Below are 16963 nucleotides of genomic sequence, written 5' to 3'. Positions count from 1 at the left end.
TTGTTTTACTGCGACATTTAAAAATTAAATTATGAATTAACGATCATCATTGTGAATTGAAGACGGGTGGCGATTGAGTGCCATCACTTCAATATTCATGTATGGATACAAAGGAAGTCCCTGTAAAATATTGTGAAGTTCTTCATTGCTTTCAACATCAAAAATACTGATGTTTGAATATTGTCCAGTCACACGCCAGATATGACGCCATTTACTTTGACGTTGTAAATCTTGTGAGTAAGCTTTTTCAACAGCTTTGATTTCATCTGCCTTGTCAGCAGGCATATCCAGTGGGATGTGAACATCCATTCGTACTTGGAAAAGCATGATAATTCCTCAATTATTTACGACGCAAGTTGTCAATTTTGTCTTCATCCAGTTCAATACCAAGACCATTGCCTGTTGGAATTTTTAATTCAAAATTCTCGTATTGAAGTGGTGTTTTTAAAATCTGTTCGGTCAATAACAATGGGCCAAATAATTCAGTGCCATATGCTAAGTTGCTGAATGTTGAGAATACGTGTGCAGATGCAACAGTGCCGACTGGACCTTCAAGCATGGTGCCACCATACAGGTCAATACCTGCATAATTTGCCAATTTCCCAACTTCACATGCTTCTGTTAAACCACCGGATTGCGCAACTTTGACTGAAAATACAGATGCAGCATTACGTTTAGCCAATTCATAAGCACTTTGTGGCCCCATCAACGATTCATCTGCCATGATGGCAATATTAAACTTGCGGGTTAAGCGTTCCATTGCATCAATATTGCGGATAGCACAAGGTTGCTCAATAAGATCTACGTTACCCTCTTGTAACATTTGAATACCTTTAATCGCAGTCAATTCAGACCATGCACGATTGACATCTACACGAATAGAAACATCAGCACCTAAAGCTTGTTTAATTGCCAGAACATGTTCGACGTCTTGTTCTACAGTGTGTGAACCAATTTTCAATTTGAAAATATTGTGACGTTTTGACGCAATCATTTTTTGAGCTTCAGCAATATCTTTCTCAGTATTGCCCGAAGCAAGTACCCATAACACTGGGATGCTGTCACGTAAGCGTCCGCCAAGCACTTCGCTGAGTGGTAAACCTAAACGTTGCGCTTGAATATCGAATAAAGCAGTTTGAATTGCACATTTTGCAAAATGGTTACCATTGATATTACGGTTAATAATTTGTATCGTTTGAGCAACGTTCAAACCTGCTGAGGTTTTGAGTAATGGCGCAAAATAAGTTTCAATATTGGTCCTGACACTTTCGGGGCTTTCCTCGCCATACCCTAAACCGCCAATCGTAGTCGCTTCACCCCAACCAATGAAGCCATCCTCTGTGGTGATTTTAATCAGCACTAAAGTTTGAGTATGCATGGACGCAACAGCCATCTTATGCGGGCGAATGGTGGGGATTTCGACTAAGAGAGTTTCTATGGATTTATACATCTGCGTATTTCTTTAGTATCAATCTATTTATATACCTTAATTTAATGTAATGTCTTTAACCAGGCTAAAATTGGTATTTTTAGATACTTATAAGGTATACAAAAAAGGAAGGTCATGATCATGGAATTACGACATTTACGCTATTTTGTGACAGTGGTTGAAGAACAAAGTATTACCAAAGCAGCGGAAAAATTATGTATTACACAACCACCCTTAAGCCGACAAATTCAAAAGTTGGAAGAAGAACTTGGAATCTTATTATTTGAACGTGGTTCACGCCCGGTTCGCACCACAGAAGCAGGGCAATTTTTCTACCAGCATGCAGTACAAATTCTGACTCATACTGCTCAGGCAACCTCGATGGCAAAACGTATAAGTACGGTCAATAATATTGTTCGAATCGGCTATGTGAGTTCACTTTTGTATGCGTTGTTGCCACAAATTATTTATTTATTCAGGCAAAAAAATCCTGATATTGAAGTTGAATTAATTGAGTGCGGGACCAAAGATCAGATTGAAGCGTTGAAACAGGGAAAAATTGATTTAGGTTTTGGTCGTTTACGCATCAGCGATCCGGCCATTAAACGGATTGTATTGCATGAGGAAAAGTTAAAATTAGCGGTGCATAAAAACCATCATCTGGCTGAATATATTGAACAGGGCGTCTATCTATCCCAGATTACCAATGAATTAATTTTTTCTTATCCAGCATCACAAAAGCCAAATTTTTCAACTTTGATTCAATCCATTTTTACTGAATTAGGGCTTGTACCAAAAGAGCTGGTTGAAGTACGTGAAATTTATCTGGCACTGGGTCTGGTTTCATCGGGTGAGGGGATTTGTTTGATCCCTGAAAGTGCCAGTGATATTGGGATGAAGAACCTGGTTTATATTCCTGTTTTAGATATGGAAGCATATAGCCCAATTTCCTTATCTCTAAGAAATATGGATCAGAGTAGCTATGTGCTGAATATTTTGGAATGCATTCGAAATGTATTTCAGGATAATAATATTGTATGAAGTGATCCTGGCCAATAATGGACATGTATTTCCTCCAAAGCTAGCGTAACCTTAACTCTGGAGATATGAAATGGCTGGCGGTGACTGAGATTACTGACCAGTTTTCATGCAAATAAAAACCGGGCCATCTGCCCGGTTTTTAATTTATCAATAACGGATCAGATATCTGACAGATCCACACCGATGCGTAAGGCAACCTCTTCATAGGCTTCAACAACATCACCCAGACCCTGACGGAAACGGTCCTTATCGAGTTTTTTTCTGGTGTCTTTATCCCATAGACGACAACCGTCCGGAGAGAACTCATCACCCAGTACAATGCGGTCATGGAATACGCCGAATTCAAGCTTAAAATCAACCAGCAGCATATTGCCCTGGTCGAATAGATCCTTCAGCACCACGTTGACTTTTTCAGTCAGTTGCTGCATTTGCGCCAGTTGTTCAGCGGTGGCCCAGCCGAATGTAATCGCCTGGGATTCATTCACCATTGGATCACCCAGTCCATCATCCTTATAGAATAATTCAAATGTCGGTGGTGTCAGTTCCAGGCCTTCTTCAACCCCCAGACGGCGGCACAGTGAACCTGCAGCATAGTTACGGATGACACATTCAACCGGAATCATGCTTAATTTTTTTACTAGAACCTCAGTAGGGGACAGCAGTTTTTCAAAATGAGTCTCAATGCCTGCTGCAGCCAGTTTTTCCATAATAAAGGCATTAAAACGGTTGTTCACCTTACCTTTACGAGCCAGTTGCTCTATTTTTTCACCGTTAAAGGCAGAAGCATCATCACGGAAAACCAGAATCAGATGATCTGCACTGTCTGTTTCATAAACGGATTTTGCTTTACCTGTATAGAGCAAGGTTTGTTTTAGCATGAGGGAACCTTTTAAAAAAATTGCCTGAGAGAATGACTAGGCTGGCCAGTTCTGGTAAATCTGATTTAACAATTCAGCAGCTTTTTCCTTGTCTGCGAAATGGTTATCGGCTGTAAATACTGCAAGGTTATTGCCTGTTCCGATCGACGTCAGCTTCAGTACATAAGTCTGCTTATCGATGACGACCGTAACCTGATAGGCGTTTTTACTCTGACCGACGACCTGGTGATTCAGACTGCTGAGAGTGGCAAGTGTATATTGCCAGATTGTAGCAGAATTTCCATCAATTTTAATCAGTGGATTGCCATTACCATCCGTTAAAAGTTGTGGACGGCCCACCGTGGTGCTGACCTCTGTATCCACTTCGGTATTGCTGGTCTGTACCGCTTCCGGACGCGGCAGGTCAAAACGATTACCCCGTTTGTTTTCAAATTTGGGTGCATGCTCAATTGCAAGCGGGTCAACCACCGGAAATGGGTACAGCGGTGTTGCCGGTCGGACGTTTGAGTTTTCCGGATATTTCAGTGGTTCCAGCGTGGTGGTGTTTTTATAATCCAGGGAACCATTATTGATTCCAAGCGAACTGCAACCCGCGAAGCCTAAAGCTGAAAGGGCTAGAGTTAAACCAAAACGTAATTGCATAATACTGGGCTCTTTTAAATGATACCTGCTGCCTTGAGTTCTTCACGCAGCGGGGAACGATATTGTTCTGCAAGTGGCGTTAAGGGCAGGCGGACACCTGTCCCGATTAAGGCCATTTCATGTAGTGCCCATTTGACTGGAATTGGGTTCGATTCACAAAACAGAATATTGTTTAAATTTGCAACTTTGTCATCCAGTTGTTTTGCAAGCTCTGCATTTCCGGCAATTGCTGCCGCACAAAGCTCACTCATGATCTTCGGTGCAATATTGGCAGTCACTGAGATATTTCCCAGTGCCCCAAGTGCAATCAGATCACGTGCAGTGGCATCATCACCGGAGTACACGATCATATTTTTGTCTTTCAGTAATTCAAGCAGGGCTTTGCCACGTGGAATATCTCCCGTTGCATCCTTAATGCCGACAATGCCGGGAACATCCGCCAGCCGCAGTACGGTTTCATTTTGCAGGTCCACGCCTGTACGGCCAGGGACATTGTATAAAATAATCGGCAGATCAACCGCTTCAGCAATTGTTTTGTAGTGCTGGTACAGGCCTTCCTGGGTGGGTTTATTATAATAGGGTGTCACCAGTAATGCAGCATCGGCACCCAGTTGCTGTGCAACCCGGGTCAGTTCAATTGCTTCGTGGGTTGAATTGGCCCCGGTCCCGGCAATAATCGGGATGCGCCGGTTGGCAACACGAATAATTTCCTGAATGACTTCCTTGTGTTCGTCCATACTGAGTGTGGAGGCTTCACCGGTGGTACCAACAGCAACAATACTGTTGGTACCCTGTTCAATATGCCATTCAACAAGCTTTTCGAGACTCTTCCAATCTACGCTGCCATCTTCAGACATTGGAGTGACGATTGCGACAATTGAGCCTTGAATGATCTGTACTTGCTGAGTCATTTTGAAAAGTTATCCTAAATTTACCCCATCCAGTATTGAAGAATGTATCAGAGCAGGGTGCAGTATTTTAAATTGAACGGACACTCACTGGAGTGACTGAATAATGCTGATCTAAATTATGACTGATTCGGCGTGTCAGAACAATACGCTTTTCAGGCAGGTAAAATTTTAAAATGCAAAAATATCAGACTTCTTTTTTATCCATGGGCTGATCTGTCGGAAAGTTTCATCCATTTAAAGCTAATACAGCTGCAATGGGAATGGGCCATCGTATGATGGTATTCAGCGATGATTTAAATACGCAGGGTGGAATTTCCCCGTTATGATGGACGTTCATTTTGCAGGTTCTGGAGTCCGGAGAATGTTTCAGTCTGAAGACAGTGTGTTGATTGTGGTGGATGTACAGAATGGATTTACACCCGGAGGTCAGCTGGCGGTGGCTGGCGCTGATCAGATTATTCCATCCATTAATTTACTGGCACAATATTTTGAGAATGTCGTGCTGACTCAGGACTGGCACCCAGCCGATCATGTGTCATTTGCCGCAAATCATGCAGGGAAAAAAGCATTTGAAACCATTCAGCTCAGCTATGGGACCCAGGTACTGTGGCCGGTACATTGTGTCCAGGGAACACAGGATGCTGAGTTCCATCCAGCACTGGATATTCCCCGCGCACAGTTGATTATCCGTAAGGGATTTCATCCGGATATCGACAGCTATTCTGCTTTTATGGAAGCCGATCATCAGACATCAACGGGACTGGCGGGCTATTTGAGGGAGCGCAATATTAAAAAAGTTTATATCGTCGGTATTGCAACTGATTTTTGTGTTGCGTGGACCGCGATGGACGCCAGCCGGCTGGGTTTTGAAAGTCATGTGATTGCCGACGCAACCAAAGCGATTGATCTGGATGGCTCCCTGCAACAGGCCTGGCAGGATATGCAGGCTGGCGGGGTGAAGCGGATTTTACTGGAGGATATTGGGTAAATTTCTGGATATGGTCATTGAGCCTTTCATAAACAGGGATAGCGGTTTCCCTCATGGCAGGATAAAGCCATTTGGTATTGTGGAGTACAGTGGCGGGAATATCTTTTTTTGTAAGAATGTGTCCACTTCCCTTATGATCCTAGCCAAAATAGTGGACATATAGTCCCTTTGGAGCTAACGTAATGTTAACTTTGGAGATGTGAAAATGGCTAAACGCTTTAGTCCTGAATTTAAGCAACAAGCAGCTGGGGGTAATCCCCCTAAAAATAAAAGGAAGTAAATTAGATACATATGACGAAATATTAAATCATTTTTTATGACTTATTTGGTTATATTTTATGACCGATAGGGAATAAAAAATAAGCCTTTAAAAATAAAGACTTATTGGTTTAGTCATAATATTGGTCACATCTTTCACCAGGGTTAAGGGGATAATCCGTTATCCCAGGGATATACACTTTATTGCTTTCACACAAAAAAACACATCTTTTCTATTCAACCGTCACAGATTTTGCCAGGTTACGGGGTTGGTCTACATCGGTACCACGCAAAACTGCGACATGATAGGACAGTAACTGTACCGGTACGCTGTAGACAATTGGTGCCAGCCATGTGTTTACAGCGGGGACATTCACGACATGCTGACGTTCTTTGTCCTGAATGCCGCTGTTTTCATCGGCAAAAACAAATAATTCCCCGCCCCGGGCCTGTACTTCCTCCATATTGGATTTCAGTTTATCCAGCATGTCGTCATTTGGTGCAAGTATGACAATGGGCATATCCTGGTCAACCAGGGCCAGTGGTCCATGCTTTAACTCACCGGCGGCATAGCCTTCAGCGTGAATATAGGAAATTTCCTTGAGTTTCAGCGCCCCTTCAAGTGCAATGGGATACTCTGTACCGCGGCCCAGGAATAAACAGTGTTGTTTTTCCTTAAACAGTTCCGATAAATGCAAAATTTCCCGGTCATTTTGCAGGGTATCCAGAATGACTTTGGGAATATGCCAGAGTGCAGCAGCAATTTCTGCAATACGTTCTGCAGATATACTCTGTTTGACCTGACCGATTTTCAGGGTCAGCAGCATTAATGCCGCCAATTGTGTGGTGAACGCTTTGGTGGAAGCAACACCAATTTCAGGCCCGGCCAGGGTAAGTAAATGATGGCTGGTTTCACGCACCATGGAGGAGGTTGCCACATTACAGATGGTCAGGGTGCTGATGCTGATTCCTCTGGCAGCCGACCGTTTCTGGGTATCCCGCAAGGCCGCCAGCGTATCGGCTGTTTCACCGGACTGAGAAATACAGACATACAGCGTATTTGCAACAATGACGGGAGCGCGGTAACGGAATTCACTGGCAATTTCAACCTGACACGGTAAATCAGCCAGTTGTTCAAGCCAGTATCGGGCAATCATTCCGGCGTGGTAACTGGTACCACAGGCAATGATCTGTACCTGCTGAACACTGGCAAAATCAGCTTCAGCGGTTTTCAGGAAATCATCACGCAGATGATAGTCATTCAGGGCCTGGGAAATGGTTTGCTGAATAGCCTCTGGCTGTTCATAAATTTCCTTGAGCATGTAATGTTTGTACTCACCCTTGGAGACATTACTGACGGTTGCATCCAGCTCCTTAACCGGGCGTTTTACGGCAGTGCCATTTACAAAAACTTCAATGTTGTCACGGCTCAGGCGGGCAATGTCACCCTCTTCCAGGTAAACAAAGCGATTGGTTACAGGCAACAGTGCCAGCTGGTCAGAGCTGATGAAGTTTTCACCGATACCTACACCAATGACGAGCGGAGAACCTTCACGGACAGCGATTAATTCATTGGGATGATCAGTATGTACGATCCCAAGGGCGTAAGCTCCTTTAAGCTGTGGCACCACCTGTTCAACTGCTTTTAACAGCTCAGGAGTGGATTTCAGTGCTTCATGTACCAGATGCGCAACAACTTCGGTGTCTGTCTGAGAGCTGAATACGTATCCCCGGGCTTCAAGGCTGTCCTTGAGTTCCTGATAATTTTCAATAATCCCGTTGTGTACCACGGCAACCGGGCCTGAAGTGTGTGGATGTGCATTGTTTTCAGTCGGTTTGCCATGTGTGGCCCAGCGGGTATGTGCAATACCCAGCGCGCCGTGGAGGTCTGCTTCGGTCACCGCCTGTTCCAGGTTGGCCACTTTACCGACCCGCCGTTCACGTACAATCTGGCCCTGATCAACCAGTGCGACGCCTGCGGAGTCATAACCACGATACTCAAGGCGTTTTAAACCTTCGATTAAAATATTTGTAATGCTACGTTCAGCAACGCCACCAACAATACCGCACATAGTTATATCCTCTTATTTCCTGACCTTCTGGGGACGTTGATAATTTTCCTTTGAAATCTGTTTTGCCCGTTCCACCGCCAGACTGTGATCGGCGACATCCCGGGTAATGGTTGAACCTGCACCTGTGGTTGCACCCGTGCCAATGCTGACCGGTGCAACCAGTGAGTTATTGGTTCCGATAAATGCGTCATCCCCAATAACGGTTTTATGTTTATTGACACCGTCATAGTTACAGGTAATGGTTCCTGCGCCGATATTTGCACCGGCACCAATTTCAGCATCACCTAAATAAGCAAGATGATTGGCTTTGGAACCGTGGCCAATCTGGGTATTCTTGACTTCCACAAAGTTACCGATATGTACCTGATCCGCCAGTCGGGCACCTGGGCGCAAACGGGCAAAGGGGCCAATCTGAACATCAGCACCGACCACAGCATCTTCAAAAATACTGTAGGGCTGGACCCGGGTTCCTGCAGCAATGCGGGTATTTCTGATGATACAGCCGGCACCGATTTCCACGCGGTCACCCAGTTCACAGTTACCTTCAATAATGACATTGATATCAATCCGCACGTCCTGACCCACGGTCAGCTTACCGCGTAAGTCAAAACGGGTCGGATCAATTAAATGAACGCCCTGCTGCATGAGTTTTACAGCCTGCCAGGCCTGGAATTCGCGTTCCAGTGCTGCCAGTTGGGTACGGTCATTGACGCCTTCCACTTCAAAGGCCAGTTCTGGCTGAATTGAGGCAATCTCCAGGCCATCTGCCAATGCCATCGCGACAATATCGGTCAGGTAATATTCGCCCTGGGCGTTGTTGTTGCTGAGTTGTGGCAGCCATTGATGCAGTCTGGCGTTGCTGACACAGTAAATACCGGTATTGATTTCCTTAATCTGACGCTGTCCATCAGAGGCATCCTTATGCTCAACGATGGCCTGAATCTTTCCATCCTTACGTACAATGCGGCCATAACCGGTGGAATCAGGCAGGGTCAGGGTCACCAGGCCAATCCCGGTGGCCATGGAGCTATCAATCAGGCGCTGTAAAGTGCTTTGCTGGACGCAGGGCACGTCACCGGACAGGATCAGCGACATTCCGCTGTCCGGTAAAACCGGCAGCGTGACTTTTACCGCATGTCCGGTTCCCAGCTGTTCGGCCTGCTCAACCCATTGAATATTTTCATCGGCAAACGCCTGCTGGACAAGCGGACCGCCGTGCCCAAAAATGGTAATAATATCTTCAACCTGTAAATTTTTTGCTGTTTCAATAACATGGCCCAATAGGGGGCGCCCTGCCAGGGGTTGCAGTACTTTGGGTAAACTGGATCGCATACGCGTTCCTTTACCGGCAGCGAGAATGATTACAGTAGTTGACATAACCCACCTTACGGATCTGACTCAGACCGTGGAAAAATGTAAATAAATGAGGATACAGAGAGCGGCCCAGCTGCCGGCAATAATATCATCAAGCATAATGCCGAAACCACCATCGATTTGTTGGTCAATTACACCAATCGGCCAGGGTTTCCACACATCAAACAATCGGAATAGTGCAAAACCGGCCAGGACCCATAACCAGTTGATGTGTCCGAGATGGATCAGCGGTAAAAAGGCAATCGATTGCCCGGCAAATTCATCCCATACAATCCGTCCATCATCATGCACATGAAGAATTTTTGCTGTCTGCCCGCAGATGTATATGCCGAGCAGCGACATCACCACCATGACTGACAGGGCAGCATAAAAACCGAGGCTCAGCCAGATGGGAATAAACAGCAGTGCAAATGCTGAACCGAAGGTTCCCGGTGCCTTAGGCATTAATCCGGAACCAAAGCCTATACCGCAGAACACAATCATGCGTTCTGCCCATGTCATTTCTTTGAAGATGATTGGAGGTTTATGCAAAGTGCTGATATCCATTCAATTGAAAAAGATACGGCTGGCCATCTTGTTCAAAGGTTAAACCGGGTTGTCTGGTTATTTTTCCAACTGTTGTCGTTTTCACATTCTGTTGTAATTTCATGAACGCCTGGTAGTTTTTCTCACTTATTGTAAAGCATAACTCATAATCATCGCCACCTGCCAGTGCATATTTCCAGCGTTCCTGTGCGGTAAGCTGATAAAGCATGTCACTGACAGGCAGACTGGATAATTCCAGCCGGGCACCGACCTGGGAAGCTTTCAGTATATGACCTAAATCCTGTGCCAGCCCATCTGAAATATCAATCATGCTGGTCGCCAGGCCGGTCAGTTGCTGACCGGTTTCACAACGGGGGGTGGGGTAGTCCAGTCGTTTTTGCAGCGGATGTCCCGGATGCTGCAGTCCGAAAGCGGCATCGCCCACGGTGCCACTGACCACAATCAGGTCACCGACCTGCGCACCTGAGCGGGTCAGCGCCAGGCCGGTTTCAATCCAGCCCAGTGCAGTGATGGTAATGGTGAGCTGTGGATTCTGGGTGGTATCGCCGCCAATCAGGCTGACATTATACTGATCACAGCACTGATAAAGGCCCTGACTGAAATCAGCCAGCCAGCTTTCATTGATTGCCGGCAGGCTTAAGGCCAGTAAAATACTGTGGGGCTGTGCACCCATGGCGGCAATATCGGACAGATTGACTGCAACACTTTTCCAGCCAATAGCATGGGCTGAGGTGTTCAGGGGAAAATGCCGGCCGGCAACCAGGGTGTCTGTACAGATCACCAGCTGATGCCCAGGTGGAGGGCTGAGCAGGGCTGAGTCATCACCGATCCCTAAATCAACTGAAGCATAACGCCGGCGGTTAAAGTAGGTTTCGATGATTGAAAACTCAGCCATTATCGCTCACAATTTATTTTGTTTGCTGTTTTTCTGCTTCACGAAGACTGACAGACAGGCGGTCCAGTACACCATTGATGTATTTATGACTGTCTGCGCCGCCAAAGTGTTTTGCAAGTTCAATGGCTTCATCCAGCACCACCCGATACGGCACTTCGGGATGATCCTTCAGTTCATACGCACCGAGACGCAATGTTGCAAGCTCTACACCGTCAAGGGCATCAATTTCACGGTCAAGTACAGGACGCAGCAGTTCATCCAGCGCTTCGTGGCTGGCAACCACCTGGGTCAGTAATTCATGGTAATAGCCAAGATCCACTTTATGCATGGCATTTTCGGCACGGGTGCGTGCTTCAATTTCATGCACAGGGTTATGGCTCATCTGCCATTCATAAATGCCCTGTACAGCAAAACGCCGTGCCTTGCGTTTTGCTGCATAAATTGCCTGAAGTGTTTGCGACATGCTTTAAATTGCCTTTAACAAATTAACCATTTCAATGGCCGTAAGGGCAGCTTCACCACCTTTATTGCCTGCTTTTGTACCTGAACGCTCAATGGCCTGTTCAATACTATCTGTTGTCAATACCCCATTAATGACAGGCAGACCGCTTTCCAGGCCAACCACACCCAGGCCTTTGGCACATTCACCGGCCACAAAGTCAAAATGAGGGGTACTGCCACGAATGACGGCGCCCAATGCAATTACAGCATCGAAACTGCCTGAATGGGCCAGTTTTTTTGCAACAATCGGAAGCTCCCAGGCCCCTGGTGCATGAACAACCGTAATGTGATCGTCAGCGACACCGTGGCGGTGCAGGGTATCAATTGCACCTTCCAGCAAATGCTCCACAACAAAGCTATTAAAACGACCCACTAAAATCGCGTAACGGCCTTCGCTCGCGAGATGTAATAAACCTTCAATACGGCGAATTGCCATGACAACCTCGATTTTTTAACAAAAGTGATTTAAAAACTATTTAACAGGAATCCTGATTTGCGGTGATGTACTCAACCACTTCCAGATTAAAACCGGACAAAGCATTAAAACGCAAGGGTGAGCTGAGCAGTTTCATTTTTTCAACGCCCAGGTCACGCAGAATTTGCGCACCGACACCAATGGTCTGGTATTGCTGAGACAGTGCGGCTCTGGATTTGGCCGGTTTCGGCGTATTCAGGGCATCCAGTGCTGGCCCAAGATCTGTCAGGTGGCGCTGTCCGATCCAGACCAGTACGCCACGATCACTCTGTGCAATGGCTTTGAGGGCACGGTCCAGATTCCAGGTGGATTCATTGTCCTGCTTACAAAGTTTCAATAAGTCACGGGCCGGATTAAACCCATGTACACGGACCGTGGTGATGCCCTGTTCAGGCTGTCCTTTTACCAGGGCCAGGTGAATGTCAGGATTCCCCAGTTCACGGTAACGATACAGCTCAAAAGTGCCATATTCGGTTTGCAGGGTTTGCTGATCAATCCGCTCAACAGTCTGTTCATTGGTCATGCGATGATGAATCAGGTCGGCGATGGTCCCAATTTTCAGACCGTGTTTTTCTGCAAAAATTTCCAGGTCAGGACGACGGGCCATGGTGCCGTCTTCCTTAATAATTTCACAGATGACTGATGCGGGTTCCAGCCCGGCCAGACGTGCCAGATCACAGCCGGCTTCAGTATGTCCGGCACGATGCAGTACACCGCCAGGTTGCGCCATCAACGGGAAAATATGTCCCGGCTGAACAATATCGGCAGGTTTGGCATGTGCTGCAACAGCGGTCTGGATGGTATGTGCCCGTTCGGCTGCTGAAATCCCGGTGGTAATGCCTTCGGCCGCTTCAATGGACAGCGTGAAATTGGTGCCGTGCTGGGCGCCATTGGCATCGACCATGAGTGGCAGATTCAATTGCTGGCAGCGTTCCCGGCTCAGGGTCAGGCAGACCAGGCCCCGTGCATGGGTGATCATAAAGTTGATGTCTTCGGGGCGGATGTGAGTGGCGGCAATCACCAGATCACCTTCATTCTCACGATCTTCATCATCCATCAGGATAACCATTTTGCCCGCACGGATATCTGCGACAAGCTCTTCAACAGTATTGAGCGGCATCAACTTTCACCTTTTTGTTGTGTCTGTCAGGACATTGCAATTAATTCGTTGTGGCATAGTTTAGCGTGTTTTCAGGTGTTTTGCCTAGTTTATGCTATTTCCTTTTACTGCTGCTTCCATATTTCAGATGATGCTCCGGCGACAATGAAAATGGCAGCACAGCATTGCATGGATCGGTCCTGTTCTGTGAATGTAAGCATCTGAGTCTGTTACAGCTGAAAAAGCATTTGTGCGGGCAGTGGAATATAAAAAAGCAGTAAAGGCCATGGGTCACAGCCTGAACGGTGATGCACCGTTCAGGTGATGTGTTTATTGACACAACTAAAACATGGAGAATTAAAGGCCGGAAACCGAGTTGGTACTGTGGGTAAGATCTGCCGGTTTCTTGCGTGCCTGTAGAATTTCAGTCCGGATCTGCTGAGCAAATTCAGCACATTCGGTATTCATACCATTGACCATAAAGGCATGGCGTGTCAGCACATTGCTCGGATTGGGCATGGCCACCAGCTGGTAACAATCACTGATCGCCCTTAAATACTCATTGTCCAGATACAGCGCCATTTCCTTTGCAGACAAATGCAGGGTCAGACGTTCTGCAGCCTGCAGTGCATTGAGTTGCATGGCATCAATGGCAGATGCCACAGCACAGCGGGTTTGCAGGACAAAACGCCGGTCTTCGCGGTAGCGTTTGTACAGCACTTCTGAAAGCAGCTGAAACACTGAACCGATCATCAGCAGGCATTTTGCAGCCTGTTCATGTGTGCAGGCAATGCTGATACTGGCGCCCTGGTGACTGAACTGCTGATTATGGGTGAAATGATCAGGGTTCAGCTGAAAATGTCCAGCGCACAGTTCAATGCTTTTATTCAGGAAAATCTGGCATAAGTTAAAATAGGGCACTGAGACAGACTGATTGACGGTATCCATCAGTTGTTTCGGGTCGTAGTACTGAATGTTCAGCGCAAGAACCTGATGCAGATCCGGACTGACCGATTCAGCCGTGGCGACAGATTCCGGTTTGATGGCAGGCTGTGGCTGCAGCCGGGCAGTTGTCGGATTTTTACTGTTTTTTTCTGTTTCGAGGGCTTCGGTTAATTGCCGGATTTCATGTTTCAGACGGGCTTCGGTATTCATGCGCGCCAGGTATTCACTGCGTGTCGGCCGGGCAATGGCACGGTACGCAAGCCATAGCAGGCCATGCAGTAGTAGCGAGACCAGGATGGCTAACCACTGTGTTCTCAGTATTTCGCCAACACTTGGTTTGATCAGGGTAATTTCAATGCTGCCGATCTTCTTTTCATTCTGCAATGCGTCCCGGACAAAGACTTCACCCTGGCGGGTTTTTGCCATTCCGCTGGTGGCAAGAACCTGTTTCCCTGAGTCCAGAATACGGATGGATGCCACACTTGGATTGGTCGCATAACGGTTGGCCAGTAAGGCCAGCGAAACGGTATTTGCAGGTTCCAGCTCGGACAGACTGTCTGCCACCAGTTGACTGGTCATGAGCTGACCCTGACTGGCCCGGTTCTCATTGAGCTGGTGTGTCGTTGCAATTACCAGTAAAAAAGTATGTAATGCAAAACTTACGATAAGCAGGCTGGCAAAAAGCCCTTGTCTGGGTGCATTCAACATAAACTTCCAGGGTATTTATATTCAAATTGAATTATGATTCCAACAATAGTTGTAGCTCAAACCAGAGTCAATTCATGCAAGAAATCATTCTTATTTCATTTTTAGGACCTGATCAACCCAGTCAGTTTACTCGATTAATGCAGGTACTTTCCGTACATTCTTTGCAAATACTGGATGTTGGTCAGGCCGTCATTCACAATCAGTTGACTCTGGGCATTGTTGTTTCGTCGAATGATCAGACTGCGACAGCACTGGCCATGAAGGATATCCTGATTTTAGCACATGATATCGGTTTAACGGTCCGTTTTAAACCACTCTCTGCCAGTGAATATGATCAATGGGCCGATGACGGCGGACGTACACGCTATATCGTCACGGCACTGGCACCTGAACTGACTGCAGAACATCTTCAACAGGTTACGGATATTGTCTCCACTCAGGGCTTTAATATTGAAACAGTCACACGCCTGTCCGGCCGCCCGGCACGGGAAGGTGGTGCAGCTGAACCTAAACGTTCCTGTGTCCAGTTTGGCCTGAGTGGGCAGATGCTGGATGCCGCTGCAATGCGGGCGGCATGTCTGCGCTTGTCCGCAGAATCCAGTATTGACGTAGCGGTGCAGGAAGACAATGCCTACCGTCGCAACCGTCGGCTGGTCTGTTTTGACATGGACTCGACCCTGATTGAGCAGGAAGTGATTGATGAACTGGCGATGCAGGCCGGCGTGGGAGGGCAGGTGGCAGAAATCACTGAGCGTGCCATGCAGGGAGAGCTTGATTTTCAGCAGAGTTTTCGCGCCCGTGTCGCGTTGCTGAAAGGGCTGGACGCGTCAATACTCCCTGAAATTGCAGCACGGTTAACCGTGACGGAAGGGGCAGAGCGCTTGATTTCCACCCTGAAATCACTGGGCTATAAAACGGCCATTCTTTCGGGTGGTTTTCAGTATTTTGCGGAGTATTTACAGCAAAAACTGGGGATTGATGAAGTACATGCCAATCTACTGGACGTTGAAAACGGGATGGTGACCGGTCAGGTCCGGGGGCCGATTGTCGACGGAGCAAGAAAGGTTGAACTGCTGCGTGGCCTGGCAGAGCGGATGGGGATTTCACTGGAGCAGGTAATTGCCGTTGGTGATGGCGCCAATGATCTGCCCATGCTGTCCATTGCAGGTTTGGGGGTTGCCTTTCGTGCCAAGCCATTGGTCCGCCAGAATGCCAATCAGGCCATTTCCAGTGTCGGGCTGGATGGTGTACTGTATCTGCTTGGTGTGCATGATAAGGATCTGAATCGCGCCTGATTTTTACACAGGCATGATGAAAAGGCGGCGCTGAGGTCGCCTTTTTATTTGTAAATTAAATAAATTCAGACTTTTAATATGACTGAGCTGTCCTGAAAAACAATGTGCAGTGAAGTGAAAAAATATTTTTTAAGCCCTGAATCAGTATGTATTTTTTTGTAATGACACGTCAGTGTTGATGATAATTGCATTATGCGAAAAAGGGCCTGAAATAAACGTGTAATGACAAAAGAATGTTGCGACAGATTATGTCGTCCCGGGGTAAAACAGCTCTTTTATTCCTATAAAAACCATCCATAATGCATTGCATAAGCTTTTTATAAGATTGCAAAGAACGGTGAGAAAGGTTTGTCCCTGTTTAAAACAATATGAAACGGTATGAGCAGCATCATCATTTTTTGACGGAGGTTTTTATGGTAACAGTAACATTTGCAACGATACTCGGATTCGGTCTGATCGCCGTAGCGTTAGCGGCTGTTTTCTTTTCCCCTTACCGTCACTGGTTGGGATTCATGTTTGCAGGCATGGTCTTCTGGGGAGTATTGGAAGCAATCCGCTTCAGCGTACAGAATGTCTTTGAAATATCTCTTGCCTACAGTTATCTGACAGCACTCAGCCTGGCGATGGTGGCACTGACCGCTTTTCTGCTCAGGGAAGACAGTCGTGCTCAGAAAGCACTGGCGAACCGTCAGTACATCGAGCATACCCCTGTATATGAAGATGAATAAGCCGGTGTAGTGAGACCCTTATCAATGCAGCAGGGTTGAATATTATCGTGTCAGAGGATATCAGATGATATCCTTTTTCTGTTTATGGCCTTTGGTCATAGATTGTTATACAAAGCGCCTGGTTTAAAAATAATAAGTTATGCTAGGATGGCGAAATATTATTTATATTCAGGCAGCA

17 protein-coding genes are annotated in these 16963 nt (G+C 46.6%); 4 read left to right on the top strand and 13 right to left on the bottom strand.

What is annotated here, in order from left to right; all coding sequences use genetic code 11:
* Window positions 1-36 precede the first annotated feature (36 nt).
* Both catC and ACT6PV_RS14165 read right to left on the bottom strand, forming a co-directional pair.
* A complete protein-coding gene (gene catC, locus ACT6PV_RS14170) occupies window positions 37-327 on the bottom strand; it encodes a muconolactone Delta-isomerase (protein ID WP_445116912.1) in 291 nt (96 codons plus the stop codon).
* A gap of 13 nt (window positions 328-340) precedes the next feature.
* Window positions 341-1450: a muconate/chloromuconate family cycloisomerase gene (locus tag ACT6PV_RS14165; protein WP_445116911.1), complete on the bottom strand. Its 1110-nt coding sequence runs from the start codon at window positions 1448-1450 to the stop codon at window positions 341-343.
* Window positions 1451-1570: 120 nt separating this feature from the next.
* Between ACT6PV_RS14165 and catM the strand changes: the two genes are divergently transcribed.
* Entirely contained in the window at window positions 1571-2470 is a 900-nt protein-coding gene (gene catM, locus ACT6PV_RS14160) for a cis,cis-muconate-binding transcription regulator CatM (RefSeq protein WP_445117131.1), read from the top strand.
* Between the two features lie 158 nt (window positions 2471-2628).
* Here the strand turns inward: catM and purC are convergent, their stop codons facing one another.
* Genes purC through dapA form a run of 3 tightly spaced genes read right to left on the bottom strand, consistent with a single transcriptional unit; the run spans window position 2629 to window position 4901 of the window.
* Window positions 2629-3348, bottom strand: coding sequence for a phosphoribosylaminoimidazolesuccinocarboxamide synthase (purC, locus tag ACT6PV_RS14155; protein ID WP_445116910.1), 720 nt, complete (start codon window positions 3346-3348; stop codon window positions 2629-2631).
* 36 nt (window positions 3349-3384) lie between these two features.
* On the bottom strand, window positions 3385-3990 hold the full coding sequence (locus tag ACT6PV_RS14150; RefSeq protein WP_445116909.1) for a lipoprotein-34 precursor (NlpB): 606 nt from the start codon (window positions 3988-3990) through the stop codon (window positions 3385-3387).
* A 14-nt stretch (window positions 3991-4004) separates the two neighbouring features.
* On the bottom strand, window positions 4005-4901 hold the full coding sequence (gene dapA / locus ACT6PV_RS14145; protein ID WP_445116908.1) for a 4-hydroxy-tetrahydrodipicolinate synthase: 897 nt from the start codon (window positions 4899-4901) through the stop codon (window positions 4005-4007).
* 361 nt (window positions 4902-5262) lie between these two features.
* On the opposite strand from dapA, the gene pncA reads away from it, so the two are divergent.
* On the top strand, window positions 5263-5889 hold the full coding sequence (pncA, locus tag ACT6PV_RS14140) for a bifunctional nicotinamidase/pyrazinamidase (RefSeq protein ID WP_445116907.1): 627 nt from the start codon (window positions 5263-5265) through the stop codon (window positions 5887-5889).
* 491 nt (window positions 5890-6380) lie between these two features.
* Here pncA and glmS read toward each other — a convergent pair whose 3' ends face one another.
* The 8 genes from glmS to ACT6PV_RS14100 form a co-directional block, all read right to left on the bottom strand.
* Window positions 6381-8219 carry a glutamine--fructose-6-phosphate transaminase (isomerizing) gene (gene glmS, locus ACT6PV_RS14135; RefSeq protein WP_445116906.1) on the bottom strand — a complete coding sequence of 613 codons (1839 nt, stop codon included), beginning with the start codon at window positions 8217-8219 and terminating at the stop codon, window positions 6381-6383.
* 12 nt (window positions 8220-8231) lie between these two features.
* The gene (gene glmU, locus ACT6PV_RS14130) at window positions 8232-9596 is read right to left on the bottom strand and encodes a bifunctional UDP-N-acetylglucosamine diphosphorylase/glucosamine-1-phosphate N-acetyltransferase GlmU (RefSeq protein ID WP_445116905.1); all 1365 of its coding nucleotides are present in this window, start codon (window positions 9594-9596) and stop codon (window positions 8232-8234) included.
* 21 nt (window positions 9597-9617) lie between these two features.
* Entirely contained in the window at window positions 9618-10139 is a 522-nt protein-coding gene (locus tag ACT6PV_RS14125) for a phosphatidylglycerophosphatase A family protein (protein ID WP_445116904.1), read from the bottom strand.
* Window positions 10117-11034, bottom strand: a complete 918-nt coding sequence (gene thiL, locus ACT6PV_RS14120; RefSeq protein ID WP_445116903.1) for a thiamine-phosphate kinase — start codon at window positions 11032-11034, stop codon at window positions 10117-10119. The genes ACT6PV_RS14125 and thiL overlap by 23 nt, the downstream gene beginning before the upstream one ends.
* Before the next feature lie 13 nt (window positions 11035-11047).
* Window positions 11048-11497 (bottom strand): transcription antitermination factor NusB, encoded by a 450-nt coding sequence (gene nusB, locus ACT6PV_RS14115; RefSeq protein ID WP_445116902.1) that lies wholly within the window; start codon window positions 11495-11497, stop codon window positions 11048-11050.
* A gap of 3 nt (window positions 11498-11500) precedes the next feature.
* Complete coding sequence (gene ribH, locus ACT6PV_RS14110) at window positions 11501-11971, bottom strand: 6,7-dimethyl-8-ribityllumazine synthase (protein WP_445116901.1); 471 nt, start codon at window positions 11969-11971, stop codon at window positions 11501-11503.
* A gap of 40 nt (window positions 11972-12011) precedes the next feature.
* Window positions 12012-13130: a bifunctional 3,4-dihydroxy-2-butanone-4-phosphate synthase/GTP cyclohydrolase II gene (ribBA, locus tag ACT6PV_RS14105; RefSeq protein ID WP_445116900.1), complete on the bottom strand. Its 1119-nt coding sequence runs from the start codon at window positions 13128-13130 to the stop codon at window positions 12012-12014.
* 336 nt (window positions 13131-13466) lie between these two features.
* Window positions 13467-14777, bottom strand: coding sequence for a hypothetical protein (locus ACT6PV_RS14100; RefSeq protein WP_445117130.1), 1311 nt, complete (start codon window positions 14775-14777; stop codon window positions 13467-13469).
* Between the two features lie 59 nt (window positions 14778-14836).
* Between ACT6PV_RS14100 and serB the strand changes: the two genes are divergently transcribed.
* Window positions 14837-16057 (top strand): phosphoserine phosphatase SerB, encoded by a 1221-nt coding sequence (gene serB, locus ACT6PV_RS14095; RefSeq protein WP_445116899.1) that lies wholly within the window; start codon window positions 14837-14839, stop codon window positions 16055-16057.
* Window positions 16058-16470: 413 nt separating this feature from the next.
* On the top strand, window positions 16471-16785 hold the full coding sequence (aciT, locus tag ACT6PV_RS14090) for a ciprofloxacin tolerance protein AciT (protein WP_445116898.1): 315 nt from the start codon (window positions 16471-16473) through the stop codon (window positions 16783-16785).
* Window positions 16786-16963 lie beyond the last annotated feature (178 nt).

Source organism: Acinetobacter sp. WZC-1 (assembly GCF_052544965.1).
This window is presented reverse-complemented; position numbering and strand designations above follow the sequence as displayed.